At 63.2% G+C, this 13,362-nt stretch carries 16 protein-coding genes; 12 read left to right on the plus strand and 4 right to left on the minus strand.

What is annotated here, in order from left to right; all coding sequences use genetic code 11:
* Positions 1 to 324: 324 nt before the first annotated feature.
* From NEK97_RS16295 to NEK97_RS16325, 7 genes are all read left to right on the plus strand, one after another.
* The gene (locus tag NEK97_RS16295; RefSeq protein ID WP_257370832.1) at positions 325 to 1,395 is read left to right on the plus strand and encodes an iron-siderophore ABC transporter substrate-binding protein; all 1,071 of its coding nucleotides are present in this window, start codon (positions 325 to 327) and stop codon (positions 1,393 to 1,395) included.
* A gap of 5 nt (positions 1,396 to 1,400) precedes the next feature.
* The gene (locus NEK97_RS16300) at positions 1,401 to 2,516 is read left to right on the plus strand and encodes an iron ABC transporter permease (RefSeq protein ID WP_257370833.1); all 1,116 of its coding nucleotides are present in this window, start codon (positions 1,401 to 1,403) and stop codon (positions 2,514 to 2,516) included.
* The gene (locus tag NEK97_RS16305) at positions 2,513 to 3,616 is read left to right on the plus strand and encodes an iron chelate uptake ABC transporter family permease subunit (protein WP_257370834.1); all 1,104 of its coding nucleotides are present in this window, start codon (positions 2,513 to 2,515) and stop codon (positions 3,614 to 3,616) included. The genes NEK97_RS16300 and NEK97_RS16305 overlap by 4 nt, the downstream gene beginning before the upstream one ends.
* A 1-nt stretch (position 3,617) precedes the next feature.
* Entirely contained in the window at positions 3,618 to 4,442 is an 825-nt protein-coding gene (locus tag NEK97_RS16310) for an ABC transporter ATP-binding protein (RefSeq protein ID WP_257370835.1), read from the plus strand.
* Entirely contained in the window at positions 4,439 to 5,494 is a 1,056-nt protein-coding gene (locus NEK97_RS16315) for a siderophore-interacting protein (RefSeq protein ID WP_235520939.1), read from the plus strand. Before NEK97_RS16310 ends, NEK97_RS16315 begins: the two co-directional genes overlap by 4 nt.
* A gap of 207 nt (positions 5,495 to 5,701) precedes the next feature.
* Entirely contained in the window at positions 5,702 to 6,526 is an 825-nt protein-coding gene (locus NEK97_RS16320; protein WP_257370836.1) for an SGNH/GDSL hydrolase family protein, read from the plus strand.
* A complete protein-coding gene (locus NEK97_RS16325; protein ID WP_257370837.1) occupies positions 6,523 to 7,347 on the plus strand; it encodes an SGNH/GDSL hydrolase family protein in 825 nt (274 codons plus the stop codon). The genes NEK97_RS16320 and NEK97_RS16325 overlap by 4 nt, the downstream gene beginning before the upstream one ends.
* Here NEK97_RS16325 and NEK97_RS16330 read toward each other — a convergent pair.
* A complete protein-coding gene (locus NEK97_RS16330) occupies positions 7,323 to 7,610 on the minus strand; it encodes a YciI family protein (RefSeq protein WP_257370838.1) in 288 nt (95 codons plus the stop codon). The two genes, NEK97_RS16325 and NEK97_RS16330, sit on opposite strands and share 25 nt — an antisense overlap.
* 68 nt (positions 7,611 to 7,678) lie before the next feature.
* Between NEK97_RS16330 and NEK97_RS16335 the strand changes: the two genes are divergently transcribed.
* Complete coding sequence (locus NEK97_RS16335; RefSeq protein ID WP_235520929.1) at positions 7,679 to 8,158, plus strand: MarR family winged helix-turn-helix transcriptional regulator; 480 nt, start codon at positions 7,679 to 7,681, stop codon at positions 8,156 to 8,158.
* Between the two features lie 57 nt (positions 8,159 to 8,215).
* Positions 8,216 to 8,980: an SGNH/GDSL hydrolase family protein gene (locus NEK97_RS16340; RefSeq protein WP_257370839.1), complete on the plus strand. Its 765-nt coding sequence runs from the start codon at positions 8,216 to 8,218 to the stop codon at positions 8,978 to 8,980.
* Here NEK97_RS16340 and NEK97_RS16345 read toward each other — a convergent pair.
* From NEK97_RS16345 to NEK97_RS16355, 3 genes are read right to left on the minus strand one after another with little or no spacing between them, the layout of a single operon-like run.
* Positions 8,977 to 9,783, minus strand: a complete 807-nt coding sequence (locus NEK97_RS16345; RefSeq protein ID WP_257370840.1) for an FAD:protein FMN transferase — start codon at positions 9,781 to 9,783, stop codon at positions 8,977 to 8,979. The genes NEK97_RS16340 and NEK97_RS16345 overlap by 4 nt on opposite strands.
* On the minus strand, positions 9,767 to 10,258 hold the full coding sequence (locus NEK97_RS16350; protein ID WP_257370841.1) for an FMN-binding protein: 492 nt from the start codon (positions 10,256 to 10,258) through the stop codon (positions 9,767 to 9,769). Before NEK97_RS16350 ends, NEK97_RS16345 begins: the two co-directional genes overlap by 17 nt.
* The gene (locus NEK97_RS16355; RefSeq protein ID WP_257370842.1) at positions 10,255 to 11,715 is read right to left on the minus strand and encodes a ferredoxin reductase family protein; all 1,461 of its coding nucleotides are present in this window, start codon (positions 11,713 to 11,715) and stop codon (positions 10,255 to 10,257) included. The genes NEK97_RS16350 and NEK97_RS16355 overlap by 4 nt, the downstream gene beginning before the upstream one ends.
* Before the next feature lie 395 nt (positions 11,716 to 12,110).
* On the opposite strand from NEK97_RS16355, the gene rpmB reads away from it, so the two are divergent.
* The 3 genes from rpmB to rpsN are packed head-to-tail and all read left to right on the plus strand — an operon-like array spanning position 12,111 to position 12,824.
* Entirely contained in the window at positions 12,111 to 12,347 is a 237-nt protein-coding gene (gene rpmB / locus NEK97_RS16360; protein ID WP_011776361.1) for a 50S ribosomal protein L28, read from the plus strand.
* Entirely contained in the window at positions 12,347 to 12,514 is a 168-nt protein-coding gene (gene rpmG / locus NEK97_RS16365) for a 50S ribosomal protein L33 (RefSeq protein WP_003798558.1), read from the plus strand. Before rpmB ends, rpmG begins: the two co-directional genes overlap by 1 nt.
* A 4-nt stretch (positions 12,515 to 12,518) precedes the next feature.
* Positions 12,519 to 12,824: a 30S ribosomal protein S14 gene (gene rpsN / locus NEK97_RS16370; protein WP_011776360.1), complete on the plus strand. Its 306-nt coding sequence runs from the start codon at positions 12,519 to 12,521 to the stop codon at positions 12,822 to 12,824.
* The last annotated feature ends 538 nt before the right edge of the window (positions 12,825 to 13,362 follow it).

The following is a 13,362-nucleotide window of genomic DNA, read 5'->3' on the forward strand; positions in this document are numbered from 1 at the left end:
CAAGCAGGCCAAAATGGCCACCTCGCTGACTGTGGCAGCAGCAACTGATGCAGTGCGCATGCTCAACCCCTCGTCGTTCTTTGGAAGCGGTAGTCCGCTGCCGCTATCCTCCCAAATTCCCGGCGGCGCTGTCCACCCGATGTGAGAGAGGGTTGGTGGGAAGGGGTGGGGATGTGAGTGAGGGTTGGTGGGAAGGGGTGGGGATGTGAGTGAGGGTTGGTGTGATCTGCGCCTCAATCGGGAATAGGTGACGTAAATGTTTCTTAATTATCCTCAGGCTAGGCTAGCCTTACTTAGGTTCGCATCACTTACCTAAGGAGTCCCGTGGCTTCCCTTCTCCCACGCCGCGCCCTGCTGAAAACCGCAGGTACCGCGACAGCCGCTTTGGCCGCCGTCGCCCTCACCCTCACCGGCTGCTCCACTGGCCCCGCAACGTCCACGCCGGCGAGTGAGCAGGCTCAATCCGCAGCATTCCCCGTGACCATCAAGAACGTCTTCGGCGAGACCACCATCAAGGAACAGCCCAAGCGCGTTGTTACCGTCTCGTGGGTCAACGACGACGTCGCGATCGCTTTGGGCGTTGTCCCGGTCGGCGTTCCCAAGAACGAGTGGGGCAACAACGACAAGGGCTCCACCCCTTGGAAGGACGCGGCACTTGAGAAGCTCGGCGCCGGTTTCGGCACCGATAAGGCTCCCGTCCAGTTCTCCGAAGCTGACGGCATCAACTTCACCGAGATCGCGAAGCTCAACCCGGACGTTATCCTGGCTGCCTACTCCGGCTTGGAAGAGGCTGACTACAAGAAGCTCAGCGAAATCGCCCCGGTTGTGGCGCAGCCCGAGCTTGCCTACGGCACGCCGTGGCAGGAAAGCACCACCCTGATCGGCAAGGCGCTGGGCAAGGAAGCCGAAGCCAAGAAGCTGATCGAGGACACCCAGGCCACCGTTACGGACAAGGTTTCCAAGTTCCCGCAGATCAAGGACAAGACCTTCATCTACGGCAACCTCGAACCTGCCAAGGGTGACGGCGCCAATGTTTACACGGCCATCGACAACCGTCCCCGGTTCCTCTCGGAAATCGGCATGAAGCTCGCCCCCGTGGTGGAGCAGAACACCAAGAGCAAGACCGAATTCTTCATCCCGTGGTCCGCTGAAAAGGCGAATGAGCTGGCATCCGATGTCTTCGTCACCTGGGTCCCGGACTCCAGCACGGCAGACGCCATCAAGGCGGACCCGTTGCTCGGCCAGATTCCCGCCGTCAAGAAGGGCGCACTGGTTGCCGACTCGGACCAGACCCTGACGCTCGCCATCTCCGCTTCCTCGCCGCTGAGCCTGCCGTGGGCCCTGGACACGTTCCTGCCGCAGCTGGGCAGCGCAGCGGACGCAGCAGGCAAGTAACCGCGATGAAATCGAGTACGACGACGGCACTCCAGGTGCGTGGCAACGGCACTTTGGTGTCGGCTGGCCTGGGAGACACTACCCCTGAGGCCGTGGGATCCGGTGCTTCCACCGGTTCCCGCGGCACCACAGCGAAGCGCTCTGCGTGGCTGATGGTGGCCGTCGTCGTACTTGCCGCAGTATGTGCCGCATCCCTGGCGATCGGTGCCCGCGGACTTTCCCTCACCACTGTGTGGGAAGCCCTCACCCACTTCAATCCGGCGGACGGCAACCACGCGGTTGTTATTGCCCGCATTCCCCGGACAGTCCTTGGACTCCTGGCCGGTGCAGCCCTCGGCCTGGCCGGTGCAGCGATGCAGGGTGTGGCCCGCAACCCGTTGGCCGATCCCGGCATCCTGGGCCTGAACGCTGGCGCTGCCCTGGCAGTCGTCCTCGGCATCTACGTCTTTGGCATTGGATCACTCTCCGGCTACATCTGGTTCGCCTTCATCGGCGCCGCAGTGGCCGCCGTCGTGGTTTATGCCATTGCGTCCCGTGGCCGCGACGGCGCGACGCCGGTCAAGCTCGCCTTGGCGGGCGCGGCTTTGAGCGCCGGGCTCTTTTCCCTCATGAACGTGATCCTGGTTTCAAGCCAGGACACCTTCGACCGCTTCCGTTTCTGGCAAGTAGGCAGTATTGGTGGCCGTGACTGGTCCGTGCTCCTGCCCGCGCTGCCATTCCTGGCGATTGGTGCCGTCATAATCCTCGCCGGTGGCAGGGTCTTGAACAGCCTGGCGCTCGGTGACGACATCGCCCGGGGCTTGGGGCAAAATGTCGCACTGTCCCGTGGAATAACCGGACTGGGCATTGTCCTGCTGTGTGGATCCGCTACCGCGTTGGCCGGTCCCATTGGATTCCTGGGACTTGTCATTCCCCACGCCGTCCGCTCCCTGACCGGCCCGGACTACCGATGGATCCTTCCTTTCTCCGTGGTGACCGCCCCTATCCTGCTGATCACGGCCGACATCATTGGCCGCGTCATCCTGCTTCCGGGCGAAGTACCCGCCGGGATCATGACGGCCCTCATCGGCGCCCCCGTCTTCATCTGGCTCATCCGCCGCGGCAAGGGGGCAGGCCTGTGAGCACCCTCCATAAAGCCCCCGCCGAGGTGGCACCTAATGCCAACAAACACCCTCATCTTTTGCCACTTCGGCGCGTGCTGAGCCCTACGTTCTTCCTTGGCCTGGCCCTCGTGGTCATGTTTGCCGTGTACGTGCTCCTGGGCAGCTACACCGTCACCATCCCGGACTTCTTCACGATCGTCATCAACCACTTGACCGGTGGGGAGAAAATCCCCGGCGCCAGCTTCATCGTCATGGAGCACAAACTGCCACGCGCCGTAGTTGGAACCATGATCGGCATCGCGTTCGGCCTTGCCGGGGCGCTGTTCCAAACCATGCTCCGGAACCCGCTGGCAAGCCCGGACATCATCGGCATCAGCTACGGCGCCAGCGCGGCGGCCGTGACGGCGATCGTGATCTTCGGCGCGTCCGGCGCTGTTGTTTCCTGGGCTGCGCTGGGCGGAGCGCTCGGTGTCGCAGCCATCATCTACGCAATCTCCCGAGGCACTGGCTCAGGCGCGGGCGGTGGCAGCCGGGGCAACGCGGCAGGCAACCGCCTCATCCTCGCCGGAGTGGGCATCGCCGCAGCCCTCCACGCGGTGGTCAACTTCCTCATGACCCGCGCAGATATCCGCACGGCCGCCGACGCCCTCATCTGGCTCAACGGCTCCCTGAACTCCTCCACCTGGGACCGTGCCGGAGTTCTTGCAGTCTCGTTGCTGGTCCTGATCCCTGCTGTCATTGCACTGGCTGGCCCGTTGCGGATCCTCGAACTCGGTGATGACGCTGCAGCCGGACTTGGCATCAAGGTCAACGCAACCCGGCTGGGACTGGTGCTGACCGCCGTCGGATTTGCCGCCGTCGCAACCGCCGCGGCCGGCCCGGTAGCATTCGTCGCGTTCCTCGCCGGCCCGATCGCCCGCCGCGTCGTCCGCAAACCCAGCCTCCCGGCGTCGGCCCTCACTGGTGCGCTGATCGTGCTGCTCGCAGATTTCTTCGCTTCCAATATTGCCCCCGTCATCCTCGACGGAACCGTCCTCCCGGTCGGCGTCATCACCGGCGCCCTCGGTGCACCCTTCCTGCTGTGGCTCCTGGTCACGTCGAACCGAAAGGAGGCCTGAGATGGCCGTCCTTAATGCCAAGGACCTTACGCTCCAATACGAGGCACGCAAGGTGGTGGAGGGGCTCACCACTGAGATACCCGAAGGCAAAGTGACCATGATCGTGGGCGCCAACGCCTGCGGCAAATCCACGCTCCTTCGCGGACTCTCACGGCTCCTGAAGCCAGCCTGCGGCACCGTGACGCTCGACGGTAAGGACATCCACACCCGTCCCGCCCGCGAACTCGCCCGCACGCTCGGCCTGCTTCCGCAGCACCCCACGGCTCCTGACGGCATCACCGTGCGCGACCTGGTGGGCCGTGGGCGCTATCCGCACCAGGGCTTCTTCCGGAGCTGGAGCGCAGCGGACGACCTCGCGGTGCAGCGCGCGCTCGAGGCTACGGACACGCTGGAGCTTGCCGAGCGGAGCATCGACGAACTCTCCGGCGGGCAGCGGCAGCGCGTTTGGATCGCCATGGCCCTGGCGCAGGAAACCGACGTCCTTTTGCTGGATGAGCCCACTACCTACCTTGACCTTGCACATCAGGTGGAAGTCCTGGACCTGATCACCGATCTCAACCGACGCCGCGGAACCACCGTCGCAATCGTGCTCCATGACCTCAACCTCGCCGCGCGGTACGCAGACCACGTCATCGCCATGAAGGGCGGGTGCATCGTGGCCGAGGGTCCAGCCCCTGCAGTGGTGACCGAGGAACTCGTGTTCAACGTCTTCGGCCTGGAATCCCGAGTGGTTCCGGACCCCATTTCAGGCACACCGCTGATCGTCCCCATCGGACGCCACCACGCACGCCCCGCAGCAACCAAGGAACTGGAGATCGCCTCATGAGTGCACAACCGACACAGGCCGCGGCAAGTGCCGCAGTGGAGCCCATGACCCTCGCCTTCGACGTCACCGTGACGGCAGTGCAGGAATTGAGCCCCAACTTCCGACGCATCACGTTCGGTGGATACTCCCTGCGTGACTTCGGCGTTGCCGGGGACACCCTGGACCTGCGCGTGAAGCTGATGATTCCCTCCTTCGACGCCGCCGGGCAGCAGATTCCGCTGCCTCCCTTCAAGATGGAAGAAGCCGGCTGGTACCGGGAATGGCTGGCCATGGATCCCGCCGTCCGCGGTGACATGCGCACCTATACGGTCCGCTCCGAACGGCTCGACGCCGTGTACCCCGAAATCGACATCGACTTCGTTATGCATTTCGACGACGACGGCCACGGCGGCCCCGCGGCCAACTGGGCCGTTGCCGCGAAGCCCGGCGACGCGATCACCATCATCGGGCCCAACAACCGGGCAGCCCAGTGCACCACAGCCGGCGCCTACGGTGGGATCGAATGGCGTCCCGGCCTCGCCCAACGTGTCCTGCTGGCGGGCGACGAGACCGCGGTGCCGGCCATCAGCGCCATCCTCGAAAGCCTCCCCGCCGACATGACCGGCCATGCGTTCTTGGAAGTGCCCTCGGCAGCGGATTTCCAGGACATCTCCACCCCGGCCGACATCGAAATCACGTGGCTGGCCCGGGGCGCTGCCATTGGGCGATCCCGTCCGCACGGCGAGCTCCTCAAGGAAGCCGTGGCCAAAGCGGTTCCCGTGCCCGGCTGGGTAGGCCTCAAGGGCGCCGCGACGGCCGCGGGCCCCGAGCCCGAAGATGTCAATGTGGATCAGGACATCCTCTGGGAAACCCCACAACGCATGGACGCCGCAGCCATCGAGGCCACCAAGAACCCCACGCTGCCCGCCGGTGCGCTGCCGTTCTACGCCTGGATTGCCGGCGAGGCATTCGTTATCAAGGAAATGCGGCGGTACTTGGTGCGGGATGTGGGTATCGACCGCAAGCAGGTTGCGTTCATGGGGTACTGGCGTCGGGGCAAAGCGGAAGGCTGATGCTCCCGGCTGGATGGCCGCTTGGCGGCCATCCTCTGCGCGCTCGGTCGTTCCTCCCTAAGACGCGCGCTGCCGGATGCCCGCCAACCGCCTTCCCGACGCTCTCTCACATCCCTCCCGCTTCCGGCCGACGCTCTCTCACATCCCTTTTCCCGAGTTCACCTGGGGTTGGCTCGCACTTAACCGCGCGGCGGTAGCGTCGGGCAGGTGGTGGCTGGGGAGAACGTACGACGGCGGTTTGTCGCCCTGGGGGATTCCTTCACCGAAGGCGTGGGGGACCCAAGCAAGGTCCTGCCCAACGGGGTCCGTGGCTGGGCCGACAGGGTGGCCGAAAAGTTGGCCAAAGCCGAGCCGGGCTGGGAGTACGCCAACCTGGCTGTGCGAAGCAAGAGGCTCCGGCACGTCATCGACGAACAGCTTGAGCCGGCACTTTCCATGGAACCGACGCTGATCACGCTGTATGCCGGCGGTAACGACATCCTGGATTTTGGAACCGACATGGATGCGCTCCTGAATGACTACGAACTGCTCGTCGCGCGGTTGAGCGGAACCGGCGCTACGTTGGTGCTCTTCACTGGCTTCGATGTGAAGGTGTCCGCCGTCCTGGAGCCCTTCAAGAAGCGCAACACCCTTTATAACCAACGCGTCCGCGACATAGCAGCCAGATACGGAGCCGTCCTGGTGGACTATTGGTGCTTCGACGCCTACAAGGATTCACGGATGTGGGCCCCGGATCGGCTCCACATGTCCAAGGCAGGCCACAAGTACCTGGCCGCCCAGGTCCTGGACCACCTCAACGTGCCGCACAAGATCTCGCTCAAGGAGTGGGATCCACCTACCCGCATGTCTGTGCGCGAGTGGGAACGCCGGCAGCGCCGTTGGGTCAATGACTGGGTGGTGCCTTTGTTCGGACGCAAACTGCGGGGCATCACGCTGGGGGATACCTTGAACCCGCGTTGGCCGCAACCGGTCCAGGTTCCGCGCAAAGGCGGGCTGAAAAAGCTCATGCAGGACCGGGAGGCAAGGCAGTGAAGGAACAGATCAGGTTCGTGGCCCTCGGCGATTCCTTCACCGAGGGTGTTGGCGACATCGACCTTCGGCTGCCGAACAATTGCCGCGGCTGGGCCGACAGGGTGGCCGAGGAACTCGCCAGGGCCGATGACCGGACAAGATACGCCAACCTGGCCATCCGGGGGCGCCGGCTCCAGCGGATCATCGATGAACAGATCGAGCCCGCGCTGGCCATGCGTCCTACGTTGGTCAGCTTCTACGCGGGCGGGAACGATCTATTGATGGCAAGGCTGAACATGGCCCAGCTCATGCGGGACTATAAGCATGCAGTGCGCCGCCTGAAAGCCAGCGGAGCCACGTTGCTGTTGTTCACGGGCTACAACGTCCATTTGTCCCCGTTGCTTGAACCCCTCAAGGTCCGCACGGCCATCTATAACCGCAACATTCGGCGGATTGCCGCGAAGTATCAGACGCTCCTGGTCGACTACTGGTGCTTCGAAAAGTTTCAGGACCCCCGCATGTGGGCCCCAGATCGCCTGCACATGGACTCACCCGGACACAGCTACATGGCCAAAAAGGTCCTGGAGGTCCTGGGGGCGCCGCACTCGCTCCAGTCACCGGCGCTCGCCGCTCCCCTTCAGCGGTCCCTGGCCAAGAACATCGTCGACGACGTCACCTGGCTGAAGCGCGACGTCGGACCGTGGTTTTCGCGCCGGCTCCGGGGCGTCTCAAGCGGGGACCACCTGGGTGCCCGTTGGCCGGAACTGATGCCCGTGGTGCTCCCCGAACGGCTTAGTACCGCCAGCGCGCGGGAGGATCAGTTGTCGAGCAGGTTTTCGTAACCCTCCGCGACGCTGGTTGCGGTGAATTGGATGATCTCGAAGTCAGCTACGCCATTGCTGTAGAAGGGGTCCTTGGCCAAGGACGCGTCCAGCGTTGCCCGGTCGACTTTGGACAGCAGCACACCTCCCGTGGCTGGGACGCGACGGCCCGACGCGAGGAAGATCCCGCCGTCGAACGCGTCCTTAAGCCAGGCCATGTGGCCTGGGCGGTGAAAGTCGACAATTTCGTCGGGAACCTTGTAGGTCAATGAGACAACGAACATGCGCACAGCCTATCTGTTGGGCCGTCAGGAAGACCTAAGGAAGCTGCGGATTCTCATAAGATGGGTTCATGACTCAACCCCGCTGGCTCAACGCCGACGAACGCCGTGCCTGGCTGGCGCTGCTCAGCATAAACACCTTGCTCCCTTCGGCGTTGGACACCCAGCTGCAGTCGGCCGGCAAACTCTCCCTTTTCGACTACAACGTGCTGGCCATGCTCTCCGAAACTGAAGGCCGTTACCTTCCCATGAGCGAGCTCGCTGCGCGGACAAGTGCCTCCTTGTCGCGGCTCTCGCATGTGGTCACCAAGTTGCAGAAGCGCGGCTGGGTTGAACGGCAGGCTCACCCCGGCGATGCCCGTGTCACCGTTGCGCACCTGACTGAGGCCGGCATGTCCACCATCGTGTCCCTTGCCCCGGGACACGTGGAATCCGTGCGCACACTGATGCTCGATTCGTTGAGCCCGGAGGACGTCGCGGATCTCGCACGCATCGGTGAGAAGATCGTGGCCCGCTTGGACAACAACCACTGGATCCTTCGGGACTCCTAGGCGGACGAATAACCCCGGGCTTTGTGGCCGCAACAGGTGAAGTGGCAAACTGGCGGCATGGATTTTTCTGCCCGATATGTTGCCCTGGGGGACTCGTTCACGGAGGGTGTCGGAGACGACGACCCCACCCGTCCCAACGGCGTTCGCGGCTGGGCCGACGTGGTGGCCCAGCAGCTCGCCCACAGCAACGCGGGCTTCGGCTACGCTAACCTCGCCATCCGCGGGCGGAAACTCCGCCAGATCATGGCAGAGCAAGTGGATGCCGCCGTCGCCATGAACCCAACCTTGGTGACGCTGTACGCGGGGGCGAACGACATCCTGCGGCCCAAGATCGATATTGATGCGCTGTTGGAGGAATACGACGCCGGGATCGCCAAGTTGAGCGCGACGGGCGCCACGGTGGTCCTCTTCACGGGCTTTGACGCGAAAGGCTCAAAAGTCTTCAGTGCCATGCGCGGGCGTACGGCCATTTACAACGAGCTGGTCCGTGAGATCGCGGAAAACCATGGTGCCCTGCTGGTGGACTACTGGCGATTCGACGAATACGACGATTGGCGCATGTGGGGCGAGGACCGGATGCACATGTCCACCGCAGGCCACGTCAATATGGCAAAGAGGGTGCTGGACGTCCTGGAGCATGAGCACGCGATCGAGGTGCCGGAGCTCGCACCGATGAAGCTGGCCAACAGGGTGGAATCCTTGAAGGCCAATGCCCGCTGGGTCAGGGAATCCGCTGCTCCCTGGGTATCGCGCCGCCTGCGGGGAGTCTCATCAGGGGACGGCTTGAGCCCGAAGTACGCCGAACTGGTCAGGCCGCTCTAAGCGGCTTCCCTGAAACCGGGCGTCGAAAGAAGCGTTCCATCCCGGCGGACCGCCAGCACTTCGACGCCCCAATCCTCCACGGCCCGGTCCAGTGCATTCGTACCACCGGCGACGATGGCCGTCGCAAGGACGTCGGCTGTCACGATGTCCGACGCCGCAACGGACACTTGGGCGAATTCGGGCCTGCTCGAACCAACTGCCCAAATATGTTCCCCGCGTTCGGATGATCCCGACGTAGCCAAGGCGCTCAGGGGACCCAAGGGAAAAGCCCCCAGCAACGCCTGCCGATTCAACGGATCCACGATCCCCGCAAGCCACGGTTCACGGGTGTCCGGAGCTGTGTGGCCGGGATCGGGCGACCCACTCACCAGCACGTCACCGCCGGCGTTGACGCACCAGTCTTGCAACCCAATCGCCCTCAACGACAATGCCGCTTCCCGCATGGCATGTGCTTTCACGATCCCTGACAGGTCCAAACCGCCATCCGGCCGCTCTGCCGTGAAGGCTCCTTCCGTGGCGAGCCGCCACTCGGATGCCTCGGAGTAGAGCTCCTTCATTGTGTCCGAGGCGGAGGCCAGGGCCAGCTCGCCGCGGTTCAAACGGCTCGCCTCCGAGCCTGCCCGGTAAAGGCTGAACGTCAGGTCCAGTTGCGTGAAAATGCCTTCAACCACCTCGACGGCGGATTCAACCTCATCGACAGCGGTCTCAGCAGGCGCTGTGCTTGCCACCGTCAGGCTCACCACGGTGCCTATGCTGGGGAACGTACGGGCCCGGAGCCGTTGCGGCTTAGAAGTTCGCTGCATCGAGGGCCGCCTGGAGGGAAGTGAGGTAAGCATCGCTGGTAACAGTCGCGCCTCCGACGGTTTGGACGTTGGCGGACTGGGCCTGCAGGACTTCGGACCTCAGGATGGGAGCTGCCCGGCTGCTGATCTGCGCGGATTTCCGTTCCGCATCCGTGAGCTGGAGTGGCGTGACCTCGGTGATCTTGCCGTCCTGGATGGTGACCCGGACCTGGACTGTACCGAAGCGGGTCTGGACCTGAGTGCCGTCGTAAGTGGCCGCCGTCGTACTTCCTGCACTGCCGCTGCCGCTGCTGGTTCCGGACTTGCCGGTTGTCCCACTGGTTCCAGTACTTCCGGAATTTCCGCTGCTGGCCGTGCTGCTCAGGCTGGTTGTGGTCGCTGTGCCGGTCTCGGCGATATGGGCCCCTGACTGCCAGGCGGCCAGGAGGACGCCTGCCGATGCCACTGCGGTTGCGAGGGCTGCTCGAATTCTCACCAGTCGAACCTTTCGTAGTGGAGTTGTTCCGTGGGGACACCTGCGAGCTCGACGTCCCGGATAACCGACGCTGCCCAAGGGGCGGGGCCGCAAACATAGACGTCGGCATCAGTGATGTTCTGAACGTAGGAGTGGAGTCCAAAGCCGGCCCGAACCGCGTCCTGCGGTAGCCACGGGTGATCGCCCTGGGACCGCGGCCCCGTCAGGTGGAAGAGGGTGGCGCCCCGGGTTTGACACAGGGCCATGATTTCCCGGTCGAGGAAGAGTTCGGTTTCGTCGTGGCCGCGGAGCAGCACAGTTGCGTCGCCGGGCTGGAATGGCGTTGATTCAAGCAACGAGCGCAGGGGAGCAATTCCAATTCCGGCGCCGATCATCACCACCTTGTTGCGGGTCCTGGCGGCCGTGCTGAACATGCCGTAGGGTCCCTCGATGGCCACTCTGGTGCCGGGTTTGATGTGCTCCAGTTTGGCTGTGCCTTTGCCAAGGGCGCGGACGGTGATGCGGAGTTTCCCGGGCTGGTTGCCTTGTCCGGTAAAGGGCTCTGCGGACAGGCTGAACGGATGCGGTTGCCACCATTGGCCTGGCGCCAGGAAGCGCCAGAAGAAGAACCGGCCGCCGGAACCGGCCAGCTGCGCAAGGTTGCGACCTGTCATTTCGATGCTGAAGACGCCCGGGGAAACCCGGACCACCCTGCTCACGGTGATTTGATGCCTGAATGTAGCCGCGATGGGCTGCCAGATCCGGAACCAGAGCAGGGCCGTGCCGGTACCCACGCAAAGCACCAGCCAGTACCAGCGCTGCCAGGTGCCCTCCGCAAACAGCCCGCCCACGCTGAACTGGTGCGGGATGGCAGTCCCCACCGCCGCGTAGGTGAGCAGGTGTATTGCGTACCAAAATTCGTAGGGGAACTTGCGGCGGACAGCCACCAAGGACGTCACCACCACGGCAATGAACAGCGCCGTTGAGACGAAAGCAAGCCACATGTCCGGAACATTCACCCACAGCGAGACCGACTCACTGACAGGATCCAGTCCCTCCGCAGCGCCGTACCCGACAGCCAGCAGCACACCGTGGGCAAGCAGGAGATAAAGCGCCGGCTTGCCCAAGGTCTTGTGGACCTCCACGGCACGGTCGTGTCCGATGGTGTTGTCAATGAACGGAATCCTGGCGGCCAGCAGCAACATCAGCAGGACGATATCCATGCCAATCAATCCGGCAACGATCCCGAGCGCCGTCATCGTTCCCGCGAAGCTCGAGAAACCGTTCGCCCCGCCGTCGGCCAGCCACAGGGCCACCGACGCTGCACCCGACAACCACGCGAGGCCTCCCAGAAGGTCGGTCCGGGCCAGCCGCCGTCGTGCCTGCGAATGGAAACGTTCGACGGCGGTGGGCCGCTTCCCTTTGGCCCCTTCCGGAGCGCTTTTCACCGGTGAGCCGGAGGTAAGTAGCGAGGTCATGAATCAAGACTCGCCATGATTCCTTTCATTCTGCTGTGAAAGGGCTGGCGAGGGCTTATGATTCCTGATTGGTCTTAATTTGGCCTGACCCGTAGAATAATTAGGCGCTAGGTAGTGCGGATCGTGTGCAATTGCTCCGGTTGGTGGTGAGTGTCAGTCTGACTGACCTCCCGGTGGCCGGTAGTTAGGGGCTCAAGTTGCGTGCATTCCTGTATTCGCCCGGTATCCCAGGTTCCGATTCAGTGGTTTCCACTGCTCTGTCCTGAGGCCAACCTTCTTCGCCGCAGTTGCTGCGGAAACTACCGAAATGGTTTGGACCGGATGCGGACACTGCCTGTCGCACGGTAACGCAGGAACATCTGCACGCCGTTACATTCAATCTTTGGAGGAGAGTCATGGCAGCACACTGCCAAGTGACCGGAGCCGAGCCGGGCTTTGGACACAGCATTTCGCACTCGCACCGTCGCAACAAGCGTCGGTTCGACCCGAACATTCAGAAGAAGCGCTACTGGGTTCCGTCCCTGCGCCGTAATGTCACGCTGACCCTGTCAGCCCGTGGCATCAAGACCATCGACGTACGCGGCATCGACTCAGTCGTTGCTGACATCCTGGCACGAGGAGTAAAGCTCTAATGGCAAAGGACAAGGACGTACGTCCGATCATCAAGCTGAAGTCCACTGCGGGCACCGGTTACACCTACGTAACCCGCAAGAACCGTCGTAACGACCCTGACCGCCTGGTCTTGAAGAAGTACGACCCCAAGATCCGCCAGCACGTCGAATTCCGAGAGGAGCGCTAAACACATGGCAAAGAAGTCCAAGATTGCTCGCAACGAGCAGCGCAAGGTCATTGTTGAGCGTTACGCTGCCAAGCGTCTCGAACTGAAGAAGACCCTGGTTGACCCCAACGCGACTGACGAAGCACGCGAAGCTGCACGCCTCGGCCTGCAGAAGCTGCCCCGCAACGCCTCCCCGATCCGGCTGCGTAACCGCGACCAGATCGACGGCCGTCCCCGCGGTACGCTCCAGAAGTTCGGTATCTCCCGTGTTCGCTTCCGCGACATGGCTCACCGTGGTGAGCTCCCGGGCATCACCAAGTCTTCCTGGTAATCACGAAGTCCTGAAAAGGCCGGCAACCGTTATGGTTGCCGGCCTTTTTGTGTTTAAGCCCCGTGGCTTTCGTTTCGGGTGGACGCTCTCTCACGTTCCGCCTGTTTCAGGCCGACGCTCTCTCACGTTCCGCCTGTTGGGTGTTGACGCTCGCTCATGTTCGGCTGGTTGGGGGTGTTCGACGGCGGTGGGTTGGGTTGGGTGTTTGGCGTTGGGTGGTGGGGTGGGTGGGTGTTGTGACGGGGTTCACGCCTGCGGTTTTGTGGTTGTTTTTGGTGGTTGGGGGGTGGTTTGGGGGGTTTTGGCCTTTGTTTGCAGGGGAAGAGCTGGGTGTTGGGGGCGATTTGTGTGCGGGGTCGTTGACGTGTAATGTCTTCTGAGTCGCCGCGAGTGAGACAGCTTGGAGCTGAGAACCGCGGAGGCCAACCTCCTTCAAAACAGCCTGAAATATGGTGCGCTTCCGAGCGTGCCTGAGTTGGGTGGGGCCGAAGGCTGGATCAGAAATCACGGAAACGTTGATTTGCCAAGATCTGGTTGA

The sequence above is a fragment of the Paenarthrobacter sp. UW852 genome (assembly GCF_024608385.1).
Taxonomy (GTDB): domain Bacteria; phylum Actinomycetota; class Actinomycetes; order Actinomycetales; family Micrococcaceae; genus Arthrobacter.